Source organism: Mycoplasma sp. 773, assembly GCF_053851515.1.
In genome coordinates this window covers 1-20,534 of sequence record NZ_JBSQAV010000005.1, presented here as the reverse complement: position 1 = coordinate 20,534, position 20,534 = coordinate 1, and the positions used below count along the sequence as shown (strand labels likewise).

Below are 20,534 nucleotides of genomic sequence, written 5' to 3'. Positions count from 1 at the left end.
CCAATTTTTATTTTTTCTAAAAAATTTCCCTATTTTTTCTTAAAGTCGATGATTTTTAAAATTTCGCACTTATATTTGAATTCAGGAGGAAGAAAAAAATGACAATTTATTTATACGGAAAAATTGTACACACAAATACAAATTATTTTATTTTAGACCACAATGGTAGAGGTGAACTTATTTATGCGCCACAAATGAGTAGATTTAAAGCAGGGGAGGTGAGAAAAATATTTATATCTGAAATAAACAATGAATATTCTAGGGTGACATATGGATTTGACAATTTTAAAGAAATGGTAGTTTTTGAGGATTTAATTTCATTGCAAGGATTAGGCCCCAAAACTGCTATTTCAATATTAAATTCAGGTTGAGAAAATATTATTAATTATATTGCAAACTCTAATAAAGAAGAGTTAATAAAGGTACCTTATGTATCGCCAAAGATTGCTAATGCAATTTTATTGACCTTAAAGGATAAATATATTAAATTTATTTCAAAGATGAGTGATGAAGAAATGCAAAAATTCAATAAAGTTTCAAAAAACAACACAGTTTTAAAAGAATTTGAAGAAACAATGAAAATGTTAGGATTCAAAAATAATCAGATCAGACTTGCTCTTGATAATATGGAATTAACGAGCAATATTGAAGAATCTGTTGAAAATGCAATTAAAATAATTAGTCAAAAACAAAATGAAGCAAGAATTTAGAATAAAAAGTTTTGATAATTTTATTGGGCAAAATAAGATTACATCTACTTTAAAAGTGATGATAAACTCAGCACTAAAACAAAAAAGGCCTATTGACCATTTATTATTTTACGGGCCACCAGGATTAGGGAAAACTACCTTAGCTCAAATAATTGCTAATGAGACTCAAAGTAACATCATTTATGTGCAAGGGCCCCTGATTCAAAAGAAAAGTGATATATTAACTTTGTTTTCTTCGTTGCGTGAAAATGATATTCTGTTTATTGATGAAATTCATGGTATAAATAAGAATATTGAGGAATTATTATACTCTGCCATTGAAGATTATGTTATTGATTTGCCCGTTGGTGTTGAAGGTGATATGAAAATAATGAGATTAAATTTAAATAAGTTCTCATTAATAGGGGCTACTACAAAATTTAATTTAGTATCAAATCCACTAAAAGATAGATTTGGATATATCGGAAAATTATTGCCCTATAGTAACGAAGAAATTAAAGAGATAATCAGTAATTCAGCCAATAGAAATAACATTATAATCGCACCAGATGCAATTGAGGAAATAGCAAGAAACTGTCGATCTACTCCAAGGATTGCTAACAACTTATTAAAAAGAGTTTATAACTTTGCATTATTTCGAAACTTAAATCAAATAGAAGCAAGTTTGGTAAAGGAATCATTTGAGTATCTAGATATATATCCCGGGGGATTAAATATTTTTCAGGTTGAATATTTGAGTATTTTAAAAAATGTATTTAAAAATAAAAGTGCTTCTTTAGATACTATAAGTTCAATTTTAAAAGATGATAAGGTAACAATAATTAATGATTTAGAGCCTATTCTTTTAGTAAAAAAGTTCGTTGAAAAAACTGTTAGGGGTCGAAGAATAACCAGCGACGGAATTGAATATCTAGAATCAATTAATAAATAACTAATAAGTTTTTATGTTTTTTATATTTAATTTAAAACTTTATAACTATTAAAATATATTCAAAATATAACAATTATTATATAATTGTACCTATGAATAAAAAAAATAAAATTAGCCCTGCAATAAAATGAGTTTTTAGTATTTTTATATTTATTGGGATGTTGTTAGCATTTATTTTTGGTTCTATTTTTTATTTAACACCAACATTGAATAAATTTAATCGTACTAATAATGAAATTATCGGAACTAAAACAGTTTTAAAAATTCAAAAAAATAGCAACCAAACAAGTTCTAAAAACGAATTACAACCAAATAAAATTGCAGATATTGTAAAGCAGTACCTTCAAGAAAAAGGTGATAAATTAACTTCTAACTATGATGTTAATTTATTGTCTAATAATCTTATTGAAGTAAAAGATTTGTCAGCAACTGATGATAAATCCCAAAAACAGCTTTTAGACTCATTAATTAAAAAACCTAATTTAACAATTACCGATCATAATGGTAATCCATTATTTTATAAAGGTAGATATCAAGGTAATGAAAGCTCATTCCATGGGTTGAAAGAGCTCATTGATGAAGGGTCTCAAAATTTTAACATGGATTTAGATCCAAATCCCGCAAGTGATAAAATACCTGAGGGTTATGCAGATAGAATTCAAATTAAATTGAATAGTTATGCATGAGATCAATTTACACACCTTGCATATGATTATTTTATAAGAGGTTTTCAACAACAAGGACAAGGTCAAGATGACCCTAGCTCAAAAGTATACTTTTGGTTAAATTTGGATGAATTCATTCAAAATGCCATTCAAAATGATAGAGAAAATTGAGATAGAGCAAAAAATAATCCTGTTAATTATGCATATGCCAATAATAAAGCAGGTGATGATGTTACACGCGATAAGGACGGAAAAGTATTAAAGACATTAAAACCAAGCTTAAAATATTCAATTAATGCCCAAAGATATTTAATTTCTGCAATATCTCCTATCTCGTTGATTTCATCAAAAAAACGTGATTCAATATTTTACTTAATTAATAACATTTCTAATGGTTATTCAAATAAACAATTAACTTCTTTAATTAATTTCTCATATACACCATTTAAATTAGAAAAACAAACTTCTTATTTTATTACTAAATCATATAGACAATTTGATTCATATATCATTGCTATAGTTGTTATGTGAGCCGTTATGTCACTATTTTTATTAATAAAGTACAGACTACTTGGTGTAACTGCTAGTGTTACGTTGGCATTCTTGATATTTGTATTTTTATCAATCATAACTGCTTTTGGTGTAGTTATAAATTCAATAATTGGACTAACAGTAATTATGTTACTATTTATTGCATTTAGTTTATTAATTAGAAAATTGCACATCTTTGCAAAGGAAATTAAGGAAGGTTCGAATACTAATAAGGCTATTAATAAGGCGACAAAAAGGTCATTGATATCTGGGCTTGATGTAGTAGCTGTTATAGGCATTGGGGCCATTTTGGCTTTCTATTTAAATATTAATCATTCTTCAACTATTGGTGCGTTAATGGGTATTGGCGCTTTGTTAATTTCTTTTATTGTTATTGGTTTAAATACCATATTGTTTAGACTTATAATTCAAACCGAATCGTTTGATAATAAGAAGTATTTGCTTTTAAGTGCAAATAAAAAAATACATAAATTTACTTTAAAGATTAATAATTTCTTTAAAGTAAGACTACTTATTATTCCTATTATCGCTATTCTTATGGTGTCAATATTAATATTTGGTTCCTTTTCCGGAATACAAAAGTCAGCATTATTAGGTTTTAATGTCGATTCTAATTTAAAATTTAAGTTTATTTATAGTGTTGGTTTAAATTTCAAAAATGGCGTTGATATTAGTGGACAAACTACTATATTAAATGAATTGCAAAATTTTATTATTTCTCATAATGAAGGTGCTTTAATCGAGAAAGTAAAAGCAAGTGAAAACGGATTAAATTCGCTATTAATTTATTCTAATATGGATATGAGCAATTTAATAAACAACGAATTGCTAAAGTTATTTAATTCAAAGAATTATGCAGATGTTACTTTAGTAACTAGCTCTAATGCTTTAGGAAATAACAGCATCGGGTATTCAACTGCCTGAATCTCTCTATTAATGCTATTAACCAATATTTGCATATTCATATATATCACAGTTAGATATTCAATGCAATCAGCAGTTATTTTTATAGTAAAACAAATTCTTTTGATTGGTTTAGTGTTAGGGATATTCATTATCTTTAGAACTAAAATTGATAATTTTGTGTTTGACGGTTTATTATTTGTTTCGTTTATCAATATTGTTGATTCGGTAATTAATTCATCAATCATAAAAGATGAAATTTTAAAAGATACTAATACCAAGAACTTTATTTATAATCCAACCCAGGTTCATAATATTATCAAAATATTAATAAGTGATACCTTTACTATTCAAACATTTAATGTTATTTTGGGATTTGTATTATTATCATCAGCTCCATTCTTGCTTGTGAGTGTATCGTTTAATGCAATATTTTCACTTCAATTAGCATTGTTATTTACTTGATATTTAAACATGTTTATCATTCCAAGACTATTAGAACATTTAATTAATTTAAGATATAAAAATAAACACAAAAGAATTGAAAATGATTTTTGAAAAACAGAAAAAATCCAAGAGCAAACCTTTATTGGTATTAATGATTTTTCGATGTAATTTAGTGAGGAATATATGTTCAAAAGATTAAAAGGCACACAGGATATTTATAATAAAGAGGCTAAAATACTAAATTTTATTCGTAAGACTTTTGAGGGAATAAGCAAAAAATATAATTTCCAATTTATTGAAACACCAATTATTGAAGACTATAATCTTTTTATAAGAGCAGCTGGTGAAACTAGTGACATTGTAACAAAAGAAATGTATGTTTTTCGTGATAACGGCAATAGAACTATTAGCTTAAGGCCTGAAGGCACAGCATCAGTTATTAGAGCATATATCGAAAATAAGATAAATAATTTTACAAAGGCAAAATTATTTTACTTTGGTCCTATGTTTAGATATGAGCGACCACAGAAGGGTAGATATAGACAATTTATTCAAGGTGGAATTGAATTAATCGAAAAAAAATCAGTTTTCTCTAACTTTGAGGCAATTAAATTTGCTAATGATTTCTTGAATGATTTAAAAATAAATGATTCTATTTTAGAAATTAATAATCTTGGTAGCATTGAAAGCAGAAATAAATATATTGCATACTTAAAGGATTACTTTTTAAAATATAGAGATCAACTAAGTGAAATTTCAAAAATTAGATTAGAAAAAAATCCCCTTAGAATTCTTGATGATAAAGAGGAAAATAAAAAAGAATTTGTAATGAATGCTCCTAAATTACTTGATTTCTTAAGTTATAATGAAAAGCAGGAATTTAATGAATTGTTAATTTTGCTAGATAAATTTAATATTAGATATAAGGTTAATCCATATTTAGTGCGAGGATTGGACTATTATACAGATATTGTCTTTGAATTTGTTTCAGATTCGAAGGCTCTTGGTTCGAAATCAACAATTCTTGCTGGTGGCAGATATGATGGAATGGTTGAATCTTTCGGCGGCCCTATGATCGGATCGATCGGGTTCGCTTTCGGCGTTGATAGAATATCTAACATAATTGCTTATAACATTGACAAATACGAAGAGATAAAAGAAGATTTAGATATTCTTATAGGTTATATAAATGATCACGAAAAAGATGAAATATTAAAAATCGCTTATGATTTAAGAAAAGAGTACAACATTGAATTCATTAATGAAAAATGCTCAGTTAAACAACTTTTTAAATTAAATTATCAATTAAAACCTAGAATGCTCATATTTAAGGAATTAAATTCAAAACATCAAGAAATAAAAATAAAAATTAAAGATATTGAAATTATTCATAAATACCATGACATCAAACAATTTCAAGAGATAATAAAGGATGTAATATAAAATGAAAAAAATATATTGTGCAGATTTAGATATAAATAATATAGGTAATAGTGTGGAATTGTTTGGTTGAGTGGCAACTAAGAGAAAATTTAAGAATCAAATGTTTGTTGATTTGAGAGATTCTAGCGGTATCATTCAATTGGTGTTTGTTAATATTTCTGACCCACTTTTAACCAAGGAAAGTTGCATTAAGGTTAATGGTATCGTTAAGAAGCGCCTTGATGCTAATGCAAACTTAAAAACAGGTGAAATTGAAGTTTTAGTTAATGAATATCAAATTCTTAATTCATCTAAACAAATCCCTTTTGATATTGAAGATGATAAGAATAATTCTGCAAATGAGGATTTACGTCTAGAATATAGATTTTTAGATATTCGAAATAAAAAAGTATTGAACAATCTTAAAATTAGACATAAATTATCGCTTTATATTAGAAATTTTTTCGATAAGAAAGGTTTTATTGAGGTTGAAACACCTATTTTAGCTAAATCAACTCCAGAAGGCGCAAGAGATTACCTGGTGCCAACAAGAAAAAAAGGAAGGTTTTTTGCTCTACCTCAATCACCTCAATTATTTAAACAATTATTGATGGCTGGAGGTGTTGAAAAATATTTTCAACTAGCAAGAGTTTTTAGAGACGAGGATTTAAGAAAGGATAGACAACCAGAATTTACTCAATTAGATATTGAAATGTCTTTTGGCTCGGAGGAAGAAATTTTTGCATTATGTGAGGAAATGTGAGCAGAAGTTCTGGGAAAGTTAGGCTATAATATTGAAACAAAATTTCCACGAATGGATTTCGAATACTCAATGAAACATTATGGAAACGATAAACCCGACACAAGATATCCATATTTAATTCAAGATTATTCAGAGGAATTGAGTGATAAATTCGGAATGAAATATGTAAAGGGTATAATATTTGACCGAGATGTTAATGAGCATATTGATATAATTAATGAAATTTTTTATAAGAATGGTGGTGAGTTTTTTGAAACGTTAGATTTAACTTGCCCATCATGTGAAGTTAGCAAACACCTTGCAACAAAAAAAGAGTCAACTCATTTATCAAACCCGATCGCTTTAATATCGGCCGGTAACGATGAAGAAAATGTTTTAAAAGCCTTGGGTGCAATAAGAACACTATTGAATGAGCTATATAAGTTAGCAGATCCTAATAAATTAAACTTTTTGTGAATAGTTAATTGGCCAATGTTTGAATTTGATAAGGAAACTAATTCTTATGCTCCTGCACATCACCCGTTTACTCAATTTGATGAATCTACTGTTCATTATTTGAAAAATGATGAGTTTAATAAGGTTAGAGCTAAATCATATGATTTAGTTTTAAACGGTTTTGAGCTAGGTTCTGGATCGATTAGAATTCATGATCTCAATATTCAAAAAATGATTTTTGATATTTTAAAAATATCAAGAAAAGAACAACAATCAAGATTTGGCTTCTTCTTAAAATCATTTGAATACGGCCTACCACCGCATTGTGGCATTGCATTTGGTATTGAAAGAGTTTTAATGATTTTAACTAAATCATTATCCATAAGGGATGTTATTGCTTTTCCAAAAAACGCAAAAGGTGTAGATTTGCTTACTTCAGCGCCATCAGAATTAGCAAAAGATCAACTTGCTGAGTATGGGATAGAAATTAAGAGTTAGGAGAAAATAATATTATGGTATGAGCATTAGTTGTAATTCTTTTAATAATATCCTTAGGTATTATAGGAATATCGTTTATGATGGCCCCAGATTCTAATAGTTTTAGCGGTGCACTTGTTGGTAGCAATGATCTTGACCTATTTAAAATTTCAAAAGAACGCGGAATTAAAAAAGTTCTTAAATGGTCGATGATTTCCTTAGGTATTTTAATGTTTATATTTGCAATTATTTTGCGCGTTGTTTGACAACAAGGTTAAAACTTATATATAATGAACAATAAATTTTTTAAAAATGTTAAAAAATTAGACTCAGTTGAGATATTAAAATTCATTCAATCTCATCCACAAGGTTTAAGTTTTTTGGAAATTGTAAAGAAATTAAACATACATCCATCATTAAATACTGATTTATCATTAATACTTAAAAAATTGGAAGAAAACGAAAAAATCGAATACAAGAGGGATGGTTCCTATATTCCTATTTTTTATCTTACAATGGTCGAAGATATTGTTGCAATAACTAATAAAAGATTAGGTTTTATTGATTTTATTGACGCTAATGATGAATCGAAGAAAAAATCTGCAATTTTATTTCCATTTGAAACAAGAAATCTACTTGATGGCGATTTAATAGAGGCCAAAATTTTCTATTATTATAACGATCAAAATGAATTGTTATATAAGGCAAAAATTACAAAACTATTAAAACATAAAAAAAATATTTTGATAGGAAATTTCTTAAGATCGCATAATGGGAAGATTTATTTCGAAGCATCAAATGATCGAGATAAAGGAAAGTTTGAGATTTTTAATTTAATGAATATACCTAAAAATATAAATAGAGATGATGTTGTTGAGGTTTTTGTTTTAGAACCAAATGAAAAAAATATTGCTATTAAGTTTAATAGAATTATTACAAATATTAATTCTTTTGAATTTCCCTTTGCTAAAATTCTCGCAGAAAATGAAGTTAGCCAGAAATTCGATGATAGTGTTCTTCTAGAAGCTTCTAATATGCCTACATCTGTTAGTGATCATGAAATTAAACAACGCAAAGATTTACGCAGTTTATTAACTGTTACTATTGATGGTCTAGATACAAAGGATTTTGATGATGCGATATCATGTTTTGTGTTACCTAATGGTAATACAAAACTTTATATTCATATTGCGGATGTTTCTTATTATGTAAAAGAAGGAAGCAAAATTGATAGTGAGGCATTGCTTCGGGGTACATCAATTTATTTGCCAGGTGAGGTTATACCTATGTTACCTTATGAATTATCTAATGGAATTTGTTCATTAAACCCTAATGTCGATAGATGTACTATTACACTTGAGTTAGAAATAGATAAAGAAGGTAATAATGTTAAAAAAGATATTTATGAAAGTGTAATTAATTCTAATTATCGCCTAACTTATAATGAAGTGAATGATTATTTTAATAAAAAGATAAATGTATCATTAGAATTAAAAAAATTAATGGATGATTCGCAAAGAATATCAAAAATTATTCGACAATATAAGATCAAAGAAGGTTATGTTAATTTTGAAATTAAGGAACCAAAGTTAATTATAGAAAATAATAAGGTAGTAGACATCAAAATAAGAGAGGACGGCGAAAGTGAAAATATGATTGAAGATTTTATGGTTAGAGCAAATGAAACAATAGCGGAAATGATGTTTGAAAACCATATTCCTTCAATATATCGTGTTCATGATAAACCATCTGATGATAAGCTTTTTGAGCTTCAAGAACTTATTAAATTTGCACATTTAAATAATATATTGGTACCTTTTGATGGAAACCCATTAAGTTTTTCAAAAATGGTAAATAAACTAAAAGAAAAAGGATTGGATGATTATATAAAAAATGCTTTTCTTAGAACAATGCAAAAAGCAGTATATTCATCTAAAAATATCGGTCATTTTGGTCTTGCTTCTAAATATTATTCACATTTTACCTCACCAATAAGAAGATATCCTGATCTATTATTGCATCGTTTAATTAAGAAATATTTGTTTGCTCGTAAAAAAATTAGCGATGAACAGTTTTCGGAGGAATCTAGTAAAATTGAACAAATTGCGCTTATGAATTCTGAAAGTGAAAGAACGGCAATGACTGTTGAAAGAGACATTGTTGATATTAGAAAAGCTGAATATTTTGAATCACTAATCAATAAGACATTTGTTTCTACGGCCGTTTCTATTGAAAAATTTGGAGTATTTTTTAATATTAACGAATATCAAACAAGTGTTTTAATAAGATTTGAAGATTTGGATGATAATGTTATAAAAATTTCCAATTATGAAGCTAAAGGCGACCGCCTTTTATTCAAGGTTGGCCATAATTATAAAATAAAAATTATTGGGATTGAAAGAGAAAAGGGAAATATTAATGCGTCTTTGTGTTAATATTTCTTTTTTTGATCTTATAATATTATTTATGCCAAAGTTAATTATAAAAAATAAATTTGCTAAATTTGATTATGAGATTCATAGTACTTATGAGGCAGGAATTTCATTACTTGGTTGAGAGGTAAAAAGTTTGAGGGCACAAAATGCAAAAATAGATAATGCTTTTTGCTCTATTAGCAACAAAAATGAGGTTTGGATTAATAATTTGTATATTTCTCAATATATGCTAGTTAAGGGCGAATTGGATAGATCAAGAAAATTATTGATGCATAAAAAAGAAATTTTGAGAATAAGTAATTTAATTGATAGATTAGGCTTAATAATGGTTCCCCTTTCGATTTATTGAGTGAACAATTATATAAAAGTTGAAATTGCTTTGGCTAAAAGATTAAAAAAATACGATAAACGTGAAAAAATTAAACAAGAAGAGCTAAAAAGAAACCTTAGAAAAATATATTAACGGGGATGTAATGGCTTCGACAAATATTTACGTATTTCAATTGCAGTGGTCTTGTAAACCATAATACTTCTAGGCTTTTTAAATGCAAACTTAGAAAACAAAAAAGAAAAAGACTACTTCATGACAAACGTTATGAATCGTCAATTAAATCCAGTATTTGCTTAATTAAAATCTGGTCAAAATCTTATAATGTGGCCCGCATTTAAGAATTTTGTTGTGTTGGGCTTGATTCAGTACTGTTTCAGTTAAGGGCTGAATGACTCAAACAAACTGACACCCTTTTAATTTTTTTCTATTTTAATTAAAACTGGTTAGCATAAAAATAGAATAAACTGTAGATATTGAAATATTACAATGTATGGACCGGGGTTCAATTCCCCGCATCTCCACCAAATGTAAATACACTAGCATGATGCCTTGGCATCATGTTTTTTTGTTTATGTTAAGAATCAATTATAAAAATAATTAGATAAAAATTATAGTAAAAATTTTTATTAAACAAATAGCAATATTAATAACTAAATAAGAGGAATCACCGATATACCAACGTCAATTAAAATGATAGATGCAGAAAGTTAAAGAGTCGCCATTATTAAAAAAACTCCTTAAAATTTATTTTTTCAATTTACAAAAAAACTCAAAAGATATCGAAAGAAATGGCCTTTTAAAATTTTGGGAGATAGCAAATTTTAAAATATTTAAGATATTTAGCAAATAAATAAATTTATGAAATTATTAATTTGTGGTGGCTTTATTTCAAAATAACAATTGTAATCTCGTCGAATTGTTAAGTTAAATTTTACAATTATCATAAAAACCTATTTTATTGCTTTTTTTGATGGAAAGTTTAGAAAATAATTTAATCCGGTTTTTTGATAAAAAAATATATTAATAACAAAAAAGTTTTTTTATTTTTTTTAAATAAAATAGCTTATTTTTAATTAAAAAATAATGTATGATTTTATAATATATAAAGTATTTTTATTGTAAATCTTAAAATAAAAGGGGAAAAATAATGGCAGTGAGATTAGTCGTAAATCATCCTGATGGATGGGCAGTAAAAAACCCAAAAGGACAAAGAGCTTTGAGAGTTTTTAAAACGCAAAAAGAAGCTATGGATTATGCAAAGTCATTGAAGGATACAACGTCAATTAATGTGCAAAGTAAGACTGGTGCATTTAGAAAAGTATAAAAATGTACAATATTTTAGATGGTAAAAAAACTAAGGAAGAAATACAAACTAAAATAAAAAAGCAATTTGAAAACATGGCAGAAGATAAAATGCCAATTTTAGGTATATTACAGGTTGGTGATCTTGAGGAATCTAATATATATATAAAGCATAAATTAAATATTGCTCATTTCCTTGGGTTTAAAACAAAATTAATAAAATTAAATAGAAACGTATCAGAAGAAGAAATAAAGCATAATATTGATATTCTGAACAAAGAAACAACCGGTTTTTTAGTTCAGCTTCCTTTGCAAACGGATAAAGTCAAAAATCTACAAGAGTTACTTAATTGCATTAATATAACTAAGGACATTGATGGTTTGACACAATGGAATCAAGAAGCAAATTTTCTAACTAATTTTAATTCATTTCTCCCTGCTACAGCTCTTGGTGTTGTTATATTATTAAAAAAATATCAAATTAATTTTAATAATATGAATATTGCCGTTGTCGGTCAAAGCAAGATAGTTGGAAAGCCGCTTGCTGATTATTTTGAGCAAAATGGGTCTCATGTAAGAAGATATGATATTAATACTCCGAAGGACGATTTATTATTGAATGATTTAGTTGTTGTAGCAACTGGTTGCCGTGGCTGCCTGGACGGAATAAAATTAAAGGATAATGTTGTCCTTATTGATGTAGGAATACATCGAATAAATGGTTTAATTGTCGGTGATATTGATATTTCTAAGATAAATAACAAAATATCATATTTAACTCCAGTACCTGGCGGTGTTGGACCTATGACTATCATTGCCTTAATGCTTAATTTGGTTAAGGCATATGATATACAAAACGATTTAAATTTTTTATCAAAAATATTGATAGATTTATAATTAACTTTATATGTTTTTTAATATAATTATTAACTGTTTTTTTATAAAAAAATAGCATATTACACAAATTGCTATTTTTTATTTTTTTACTATTTTTTGATTACAACATTTAGTAAAATAATTTAAATATTTTTACTTTTCTTATTTAGGGGGTCTTTATGATAATAGGAATAAGTGGAATGATTGCTGCGGGAAAAAGTTCGCTTTCTTCCAAATTAGCTAATCATTATAAAAATTCTTTACTACTGAATGAATTTGAAGAAAATGATGAGGTATTCAATACTTTTTTAAAGTGATTATATGAGAAAAAACAAAATTTAACTATTAGTTTTCAAAGTTTTATTATTGAAAACCATTCAGCAAAATTTATGGAAATTTATAATAAATTGCAAGATAAACCCGATATAGATCGGCATTTGTTTTTGGATAGATTTTCTATTGAACATTATATTTTTGCTAAGTTAATTCTTAGCAAAAAGGAACCTAAATATTTTGATGGCTTCAAAGCCTTATTTTCTAAGTTAATTACAAAAAGCGAATTACCGGACTTAGTAATATTTCTTGATATAAGTTTTGATACTTTTAAGAAAAGAATTTTTGAGCGAGGGAGAGCTATTGAAATAGATAATTGAGATCTTAATTACGATTATTTCAAGAACTTGCATGAAAATTATTATAAAATTTTTAGAGAACTTGCTGATGATTTTCAACTTAATTACAAAATTATCGATACAAACAATTTATCTGAGGATGAGGTATATAAGCAAGTAGTAAAAATTATTGATGAAGAGGAAAAACAATGGCAGTTAAGACAATTGATCCACGAATAGAAAAAGTTCTTTTCAACCAAGAACAATTGGAATCAAAAATAATTGAACTAAGCAATTGAGTTAATGAAACATATAAAAATTCAAATAACTTAATTCTTGTCGGTTTATTAAAAGGATGCTTACCGTTTTATGCTCAATTGATAAAAACAATTAACATAGATTTTATTACGGATTTTATGATAACTAGTTCATATGATGGGAAAGACAAACCATCAGGAAATGTTAAGATAATTCTTGATCTTGTTAATAATATCGAGGGTCGTGATGTGTTAATAGTTGAAGATATTGTCGATACAGCAAAAACTATGACTAAGGTTGTGTCAATTTTGAAATCTAGAAATCCTAAGAGTCTTAAGGTCCTTACTTTATTAAATAAACCTAGTGGTAGAATTGTGAAATTTGAGCCTGATAATTATGGTTTTATTATTCAAAAAGAAGACTTTGTTGTTGGTTTTGGTTTTGATTGAGAAGAAAAAATGAGACAGCTGCCTTATATAGGTACAATTAAAAAAAGCATTATTTAATTGTGATTAAATAAAGGAAAAAACAAACAAAAATGAGCCTTCTTCAATATATGAGGTTTCAGCATTAAAACATTGATTTTTTACAGTTTTTTATTCCGTTGAGGAATTATTTTATCACTTGTTTTTACATTAGGAATTGCTATACCATGAGTTTATTGTGCAAGACAAAAATTTATTGCAAACCACACCATTTAAGCGCTAGAAGATTGAAATTTGATGGAACAAGTGGACAAATTATTTGGTTCATTTATTAAATAATGACTATTAGGTATTGTAACATTTGGTTTTTATACTTTCTTTATCTTGCCACAAAGGGTTGTTGCTTGATACACAAAGCATACACTCATTGCTGAATAATTAAAAGAAATTATAAAATGCAAGACTTTAATCTTGCATTTTTATTTTTGCGTTTATCTATTTTTCAGCCTTATCAGCCTTAGTTGTTGATTCTTTATCATTGTCCTTAGGTTTTGATTGTACCATTTTAACAATAGCTTGTTCAACATTCTTTTCATATTGTTTTATATTTTCTTCTAATTTTCTATATTTTTCATAATTTTCAGAATCGCTAAATTTAACTAGTAGAGTAAAAATTTTATGTGGTAGTTCATTTTGTTCTAATGATTTCTTTGATACGAAGGTTTTTATTTGTTCTGGTTTTAAATTATATGATTTAGCTATTTCATTAACCTTATTTTCATATTCTTCATCAGTGATTTGTAGATTTTCCTCATCTACAATTTTTCCTAAAACAAATGATTTAAAAAGATTTTTAAAGGCTTCATCTTGATATGTTTTTAGAACATCCTCTTTATTGGTTTTTGTGAATTCAAAATAATCTCTTTCGCTAATCCCCTTTTGTTTTAGCTGTTGAATAAAACTTTTATAATATTTTTCAGCTTCTTCATTAATAATTATGTTAGAAATTGTTATTGAAGAGTTTTTGATGATTTCGTTGATTGCTTCATCTGTGTAGGTTTGCGAAGCTACTTGTAAAACTGCTTTTGTTGCTTCAAATTCAACATATTCATTAAATTGTTCGATAGTGTTTACTAATGGATTTATTTTTGCTTCTTTTAAGAATTGATCATTTACCTCTGGGTAATTATTTGTTTTAACTGAATTAATTTTTACTTTAAAGACTACATCTTTTCCAGCTAATTCTTTTGCATGATATGTTTCAGGGAATTTAAGATTTATATCTTTTGATTCACCACGATTTAGATTGACCATTTGTTCTTCGAAGCCAGGAATGAATTGATTTGATCCTATTACTATGTCAAATTTTTCAGCTTCTCCGCCTTCAAATTTTTCACCATTAATGTAACCAGTAAAATCAAAATTTACACTATCACCCATTTTTATTGGTTCATTAGATTCAATGGAAACAGCGTAATTTTTTAGAATTGTTTCTTTGGTACCTTCAATCATCTTTTTATCAATGTTTGCAATGTTTAACTTAGTATTAAGTTTCTTATATTCACCTAAATTTACATTAGGAAATAGAGGGAATCTAAATACATATGTGGCACCTTGGTCAGAATAATCACTAACATCAAAACTAGGGTGATAATCATTAATAATTTTATCTTCGTCTTTAATTTGAGTAATTATATGATTTTTATAAACATCATCAAATTTATCATGAATTACTTTATTAAAAATTTTAAATGGATCAACTCTTTTTAGAGCTTCTTTTAAAGGGGCTTTACCTTTTCGAAATCCAGGAATTGTAACATCATTAGCTAATGATTTTTGAGCTTTTTCATAGGCCTTGGTTCACTCCTCGCCATTAATGGTATAATCGATAATTAATTCGGTATTTTCCTCATTGAATTTTCTTGACATTTTTTTGTTCTCCTTGAATAAAAAATATTGTTATTATTATAACATTATTTATTTAAATAATGAATATAATGATTTTTCATTATCTGATAGTGAATTTTCATCCCTTTCGCCAAATAAAACCTTAGTAACGTTGATTATTTCTTCATATTCGCTAATAGTTTTATTTTTTAAAATATTAATTCAATTTTTGAATAAATATGCACTGAATACTTGTCTGGCGATTTTGCTTTTTGCTACATCATTGCTGTAAATTGTTAATATTTCTTTTTCCAGTTTAGCAATTGCCTCATTTTTTAAAAATGAACCATCTATTTTAGGATTAATTATTATATTATTAACTTTGTAATTGTAATCAACATTCTTTGTTTGCAATAAATCATATATTAGCGTTTGAAATCCTCTGTTGTCAAAACCATCTCCATTAAAAAAGAATTGAAATTCAGATAGATATTCATTTATATCTCGGTTTTTTAATTCATTATAGTTAAGCATAAAAATATAATCCATTTTTTTGTTTTTTAATGAATTAATTAGTGATAAAGTATCTAAATTGGTTTTTGTTTTTAAATTGTTTTTTTTAATCTGAAATAATATAGTATTTCTGAAAGCGTCAATTTCTTTTTGCATTGCATCAATAACAAATTTATTTCTCGAGTTATCTAAGAGATAAATTGCTTTGAGCGGGTCGTCATATCTTATTTCTGTTATTTTATCAATGAAATCATTAAATTCTTTTTCTATTAAATCCATAATATAAAATTTTACACTATTAACATTATTAAAATAAATAATGTTGCTTCTAAATTAATAAATAATTCTATAATTTATATATAAAAAAATTAACGTTATTAGATGACGAAAATTAATTTTATTTTTAAAGAATTTTTAAGGAGAATAGGAATGTCTAAAATTAAGAAAATATATGCATATGAAGTTTTAGATAGTAGAGGGAATCCAACAGTTAAGGTTGAGATAACCACTAAAAAAGCTTTCGCTGAAGCTCTAGTGCCATCGGGCGCATCAACTGGATCAAAGGAAGCTTTAGAACTACGTGATAAAGGAACAAAATATGAAGATAATTGATTTGGTGGAAAGGGTGTTCAAAGTGCTTGCGATCATATAAATAATGAAATAGCTAGTTTATTAATTGGGCATGATGTAAAAAATCAAGAGTTGATTGATAATATTATGATTGATGCTGATGGTACTCCAACAAAATCAAAATTTGGTGCCAATGCAATTTTAGCTGTATCTCTAGCATGCGCAAAAGCAGCTGCAATCGAAGCTAAAAAGCCATTATATGAATATCTGGCTTCTTTAAAACAAATTAGTGCAAGTTCATTTACTTTGCCGGTGCCGATGTTAAATGTTATTAACGGTGGTGAACACGCTTCAAATACCATTGATTTTCAAGAATTCATGATTATGCCGGTAGGGGCTAAATCATTTAAACACTCTTTGCAAATGGCAAATAAAGTATTTCATACATTAGCTAAATTACTTAAGAAGGCAGGACACGGAACACAAGTAGGTGATGAAGGTGGTTTTGCACCTAATTTACATACCCATGAGGAAGCACTTGATTTTCTTGTTAAAGCAATTAAGGATGCTGGTTTTAATCCTGCAACAGAAGGCGTAAATTCGATTGCAATTTGCTTGGATGCTGCATGTTCGGAACTATATGATTCAGAGACAAAGAAGTATGTATTTAAGAAATTTAAGAAGGCATTATTAGATAAAAGAGCTGGTTTTGAAAAATATGCTAAAAATAAATACGAATTTACAACTAAAGAACTTGTGAATTACTTTGGTAAATTGATTAATAAATACCCTATCATTTCAATTGAAGATTCACACCATGAAGATGATTGGGATGGATTTATTGCAATGAATGAGAAGTATGGTGAAAAGGTTCAGTTAGTAGGGGACGACTTAATTGTAACAAATCCTCAATATATAAAGGAAGCTATTACTAAAAAAGCAATTAATGCTTCATTAATTAAGATTAACCAAATTGGTTCATTAACAGAGACAATTAAAGCAATCAAGATGTCTCAAGAAGCTAATTTAGTTCCTGTGATCTCACACCGTTCTGGTGAAACAGAAGATACATTTATCGCTGATTTATCAGTAGCATTTAGCACCGGAGAAATAAAAACTGGTTCAATGTCAAGAACTGATAGAATCGCTAAGTATAACAGATTAATAAAAATCGAAGATGAGCTAGGTAATAGAGCTAAGTTTAAAGGAAGAGAGACATTTTATAATTTAAAATAATATATCAAAATAAAATTAGACCTAATCCCCAATTGTTATGGGTTTGGTCTAATTTTATTATTTTTGTTTTAAAAAAACTTAGCCAAAAAGCCAAGTTTTTTTAAAACAAATTAATCGATTTTCACTTTAACAGCAGCACCCATTGAAGTAGAAACTACAATGTTTAAAACATATGTTCCCTTAACAGTTTGTGGTTTTAATCTCTTAACTGTTTGAATTATGGTTTCAGCATTTTGAGCCAACAATTCAGTAGGCATTGATTTTTTACCAACCGAGGCATGGATAATTCCACCCTTATCAGCGCGGTAATTTGCTTTACCTTTTTTCAATTCTTCAACAGCTTTAACTGGATTTGTTGTAACTGTTCCTGTCTTTGGGTTTGGCATTAAACCTTTTGGACCAAGCTTTTTACCATATTTTCCTAAAACAAGCATCATTTTTGGATCGGCAACAATCACATCAAATTCATATTTATCTTGATTTAAAATTTCTGGTAGTTCTGAAGATGAATAAACGAAGTCTGCCCCAGCCTCTAATGCTGCTTTTTGCGCTGAAACTTCATCAGTAGCCACTAAAACTTTAATGCTTTTACCAGTACCATTTGGTAGCACTACAGCTCCACGTAGTTGTTGGTCTGATTTTCTTGTGTCTAAATTTAATTTAATAGCAATATCTAATGATTCGTCAAATTTTGCAAATGAAGCTTTCTTAGCTAATTCAATCGCATCTGCTAAAGGGTAAATATCTTTTTTGTTAACTAATGTTTTTAAAACTTTAGCGTTCTTTGTAACTCTCTTAGCCATTAGTTAGCACTTCCTTTTAGTCATTCTTCATAACCTTCAACTGTAATACCCATATTTTTAGCAGTTCCAGCAACCTGATGCATAGCGCCTTCTAGAGTTATTGCATTCATATCTGGCATTTTATATTCCGCTATTTCTTTTAATTGTTCCAAAGTAATTGAACCAACTTTTTCTTTGTTTGGAACTCCACTACCTTTTTTAATTTTTGAAGCTTGAATCAATTTATATGATGTTGGTGAAGTAAATAATTTAAAAATAAATGATTTATCCTTATAAACTGTAATTAATACAGGAACCGGTTCCGAACCTCTGTCTCTTGTTTGGTCGTTAAAAGCCTTAGTAAATTCAGGCATGTTAATACCAACACCTGCTAGTGCAGGGCCTGGTTTGGCTTGTCCAGCTAAAAATTGTAATTTAGCTTTTTTTACTATTTCCTTTGCCATTTTTAAAAATCCTTTCGATAATTGTGGTTCAAACGAATTAATAAATTCTTCCACATTTTAGGCAATTTTACATTGCACCTAGAAATTATAGCAAATAACTTATTTTATAAAAATAAACTCATTATATTTATCTTAAAATTTAATCAAAATAAATAATATCGACATAATAGAGGCATAATAAGAATTCTATATTAGTAATTTTTTAGAAATTTTTATGCTTTTCTAACTAAATTTATAAAAAAAGTATCCACATTTGGATACCTTATATAATAACCTTTACAAAATTATTAGGGCTTTAGTTTTGTAAAAAGTCAGCACTACTTGGCATTAATAATCTAACTAAATGATCAAGCAATTGAATTTTTAGATTTGGATCTTTTTTATTATTACCATCTTTTGGGTTATTCATTTTTGAAAGTTTAATTAGCTCATCAATTGTTTTTATTGCTTCGGTAATTGATTTTTCATTATATGAGTTTCCCCCAAGACCATATTTAGAAAGTTTATCATTATCTTTCTTGTAATTTTCTTTGTATTCTGTAAGCATTTTCTTAAGGTTTGAAAAACTAGATTCATTTGCTTCTATTTTTAGATTTTTAACCATAAAAACAATAGTTTTAACTTCTTCGATTTGTTTTTCTTGTTGTGTTTTTTCTTCGAATTCTAAATTTTCACCCTTAGGGAAAAGTAAATCACTTGCTGTCTTTGTTAATAGCTTACTAATTTCTCCTAATAATTGAATTTTAACTACTTCTGGGACACTTAGGCCTAGAAGAATTTTAACCTTATCAATTGAATTATTAAGCGCTTCATCTTCGTAATTAAATTCTTTAATATCAATTTTTTTCAGAAGTTCATTTAATTTTTTTTCATCTTCAAGTAATTTTTGAAATTCTTCTATTGATTTTTTATCCGAATTAACATTAAGTTTATTCAATTCAACACCTAAATTAACATTTTTGTTAAATTCTTTTTTAAGTTGAGGATCGATTTGTCCCTTGAATAAGCTTTTTGTAAAAATGTTATCAATTTCACCTAATAATTGAATAATTACATTTGGATTTTTATCTTTTTTAATGATATCGTCAAGATTAATTAATAATGAAAATGCTTTTGTTAAAACATTTTTGAAATAATAATCACTTTTACCAAGTTTTTTAAATGTCTCAGCCCCTTCTTTTTTAAGTTCATCAACAAAGTTATTTTTTGAAATATCAACCTTAGAAATTTTTTCAGCGAAAAGCATTACTGCTTGTTTGTCTTTGTTAAATTGAATTGATTCAGGTGTTTCAATTTCTGGTTTAATTGGCTTATCATTCTCTGAATCGCCTTGCTTTGATTGATCAGTATCGCCTTGTTTATCTGGATTAGGATTTTTATCAGTATCACTTTCTTTATCAGGTGTTTTTTGTTGAGGGGTTTTTGTTTCTGGGTTTTTTGGTTTCATTGGTTCAGCTGGTTTTTCTGGTTTATCTGGTTTTTCCGGTTTAGCAGGATTTGCACATGATAGAGCTATAACTGGTGTTGCCAAAACAGGTA

Annotated in this window: 18 protein-coding genes and 1 other RNA gene; 14 read left to right on the top strand and 5 right to left on the bottom strand. The window is 27.4% G+C overall.

From position 1 onward, the window contains the following. The first annotated feature begins 98 nt into the window (after window positions 1–98). From ruvA to hpt, 13 genes are all read left to right on the top strand, one after another. Window positions 99–710 carry a Holliday junction branch migration protein RuvA gene (ruvA, locus tag ACWXVJ_RS01590; RefSeq protein WP_438340804.1) on the top strand — a complete coding sequence of 204 codons (612 nt, stop codon included), beginning with the start codon at window positions 99–101 and terminating at the stop codon, window positions 708–710. After that, on the top strand, window positions 694–1,641 hold the full coding sequence (gene ruvB / locus ACWXVJ_RS01585) for a Holliday junction branch migration DNA helicase RuvB (RefSeq protein WP_455966281.1): 948 nt from the start codon (window positions 694–696) through the stop codon (window positions 1,639–1,641). The genes ruvA and ruvB overlap by 17 nt, the downstream gene beginning before the upstream one ends. Before the next feature lie 92 nt (window positions 1,642–1,733). Then, window positions 1,734–4,376: a protein translocase subunit SecDF gene (secDF, locus tag ACWXVJ_RS01580; RefSeq protein WP_455966279.1), complete on the top strand. Its 2,643-nt coding sequence runs from the start codon at window positions 1,734–1,736 to the stop codon at window positions 4,374–4,376. 15 nt (window positions 4,377–4,391) lie between these two features. Further along, window positions 4,392–5,651, top strand: a complete 1,260-nt coding sequence (hisS, locus tag ACWXVJ_RS01575) for a histidine--tRNA ligase (protein ID WP_455966277.1) — start codon at window positions 4,392–4,394, stop codon at window positions 5,649–5,651. Window position 5,652: 1 nt separating this feature from the next. Further along, the gene (aspS, locus tag ACWXVJ_RS01570) at window positions 5,653–7,326 is read left to right on the top strand and encodes an aspartate--tRNA ligase (protein WP_444705112.1); all 1,674 of its coding nucleotides are present in this window, start codon (window positions 5,653–5,655) and stop codon (window positions 7,324–7,326) included. A 14-nt stretch (window positions 7,327–7,340) separates the two neighbouring features. After that, window positions 7,341–7,583: a preprotein translocase subunit SecG gene (gene secG, locus ACWXVJ_RS01565; protein WP_438340809.1), complete on the top strand. Its 243-nt coding sequence runs from the start codon at window positions 7,341–7,343 to the stop codon at window positions 7,581–7,583. Between the two features lie 12 nt (window positions 7,584–7,595). Then, on the top strand, window positions 7,596–9,740 hold the full coding sequence (gene rnr / locus ACWXVJ_RS01560) for a ribonuclease R (RefSeq protein ID WP_455966275.1): 2,145 nt from the start codon (window positions 7,596–7,598) through the stop codon (window positions 9,738–9,740). A gap of 31 nt (window positions 9,741–9,771) precedes the next feature. Then, on the top strand, window positions 9,772–10,203 hold the full coding sequence (smpB, locus tag ACWXVJ_RS01555; RefSeq protein WP_455966273.1) for an SsrA-binding protein SmpB: 432 nt from the start codon (window positions 9,772–9,774) through the stop codon (window positions 10,201–10,203). 1 nt (window position 10,204) lies between these two features. Beyond that, window positions 10,205–10,595: a transfer-messenger RNA gene (gene ssrA, locus ACWXVJ_RS01550) on the top strand. 623 nt (window positions 10,596–11,218) lie between these two features. After that, window positions 11,219–11,395 carry a DUF2188 domain-containing protein gene (locus tag ACWXVJ_RS01545; protein WP_438340812.1) on the top strand — a complete coding sequence of 59 codons (177 nt, stop codon included), beginning with the start codon at window positions 11,219–11,221 and terminating at the stop codon, window positions 11,393–11,395. Between the two features lie 2 nt (window positions 11,396–11,397). Next, the gene (locus tag ACWXVJ_RS01540; RefSeq protein WP_455966271.1) at window positions 11,398–12,270 is read left to right on the top strand and encodes a tetrahydrofolate dehydrogenase/cyclohydrolase catalytic domain-containing protein; all 873 of its coding nucleotides are present in this window, start codon (window positions 11,398–11,400) and stop codon (window positions 12,268–12,270) included. Between the two features lie 158 nt (window positions 12,271–12,428). Next, window positions 12,429–13,100, top strand: coding sequence for a deoxynucleoside kinase (locus tag ACWXVJ_RS01535; protein ID WP_438340814.1), 672 nt, complete (start codon window positions 12,429–12,431; stop codon window positions 13,098–13,100). Next, window positions 13,070–13,624 (top strand): hypoxanthine phosphoribosyltransferase, encoded by a 555-nt coding sequence (hpt, locus tag ACWXVJ_RS01530; RefSeq protein ID WP_455966269.1) that lies wholly within the window; start codon window positions 13,070–13,072, stop codon window positions 13,622–13,624. The genes ACWXVJ_RS01535 and hpt overlap by 31 nt, the downstream gene beginning before the upstream one ends. Before the next feature lie 414 nt (window positions 13,625–14,038). Here hpt and tig read toward each other — a convergent pair whose 3' ends face one another. Both tig and ACWXVJ_RS01520 read right to left on the bottom strand, forming a co-directional pair. After that, window positions 14,039–15,472: a trigger factor gene (tig, locus tag ACWXVJ_RS01525; protein ID WP_438340816.1), complete on the bottom strand. Its 1,434-nt coding sequence runs from the start codon at window positions 15,470–15,472 to the stop codon at window positions 14,039–14,041. 48 nt (window positions 15,473–15,520) lie between these two features. Beyond that, window positions 15,521–16,222 (bottom strand): hypothetical protein, encoded by a 702-nt coding sequence (locus ACWXVJ_RS01520; protein ID WP_455966267.1) that lies wholly within the window; start codon window positions 16,220–16,222, stop codon window positions 15,521–15,523. 150 nt (window positions 16,223–16,372) lie between these two features. On the opposite strand from ACWXVJ_RS01520, the gene eno reads away from it, so the two are divergent. Then, window positions 16,373–17,749, top strand: coding sequence for a phosphopyruvate hydratase (gene eno / locus ACWXVJ_RS01515; RefSeq protein ID WP_438340818.1), 1,377 nt, complete (start codon window positions 16,373–16,375; stop codon window positions 17,747–17,749). Between the two features lie 110 nt (window positions 17,750–17,859). On the opposite strand, the gene rplA is transcribed toward eno, so the two are convergent. The 3 genes from rplA to ACWXVJ_RS01500 form a co-directional block, all read right to left on the bottom strand. Next, on the bottom strand, window positions 17,860–18,552 hold the full coding sequence (gene rplA / locus ACWXVJ_RS01510) for a 50S ribosomal protein L1 (RefSeq protein WP_438340819.1): 693 nt from the start codon (window positions 18,550–18,552) through the stop codon (window positions 17,860–17,862). Continuing rightward, on the bottom strand, window positions 18,552–18,995 hold the full coding sequence (rplK, locus tag ACWXVJ_RS01505; RefSeq protein WP_438340820.1) for a 50S ribosomal protein L11: 444 nt from the start codon (window positions 18,993–18,995) through the stop codon (window positions 18,552–18,554). Before rplK ends, rplA begins: the two co-directional genes overlap by 1 nt. Before the next feature lie 295 nt (window positions 18,996–19,290). Next, the coding region (locus ACWXVJ_RS01500; RefSeq protein WP_455966265.1) for a hypothetical protein at window positions 19,291–20,534 on the bottom strand (1,244 nt) is incomplete at its 5' end.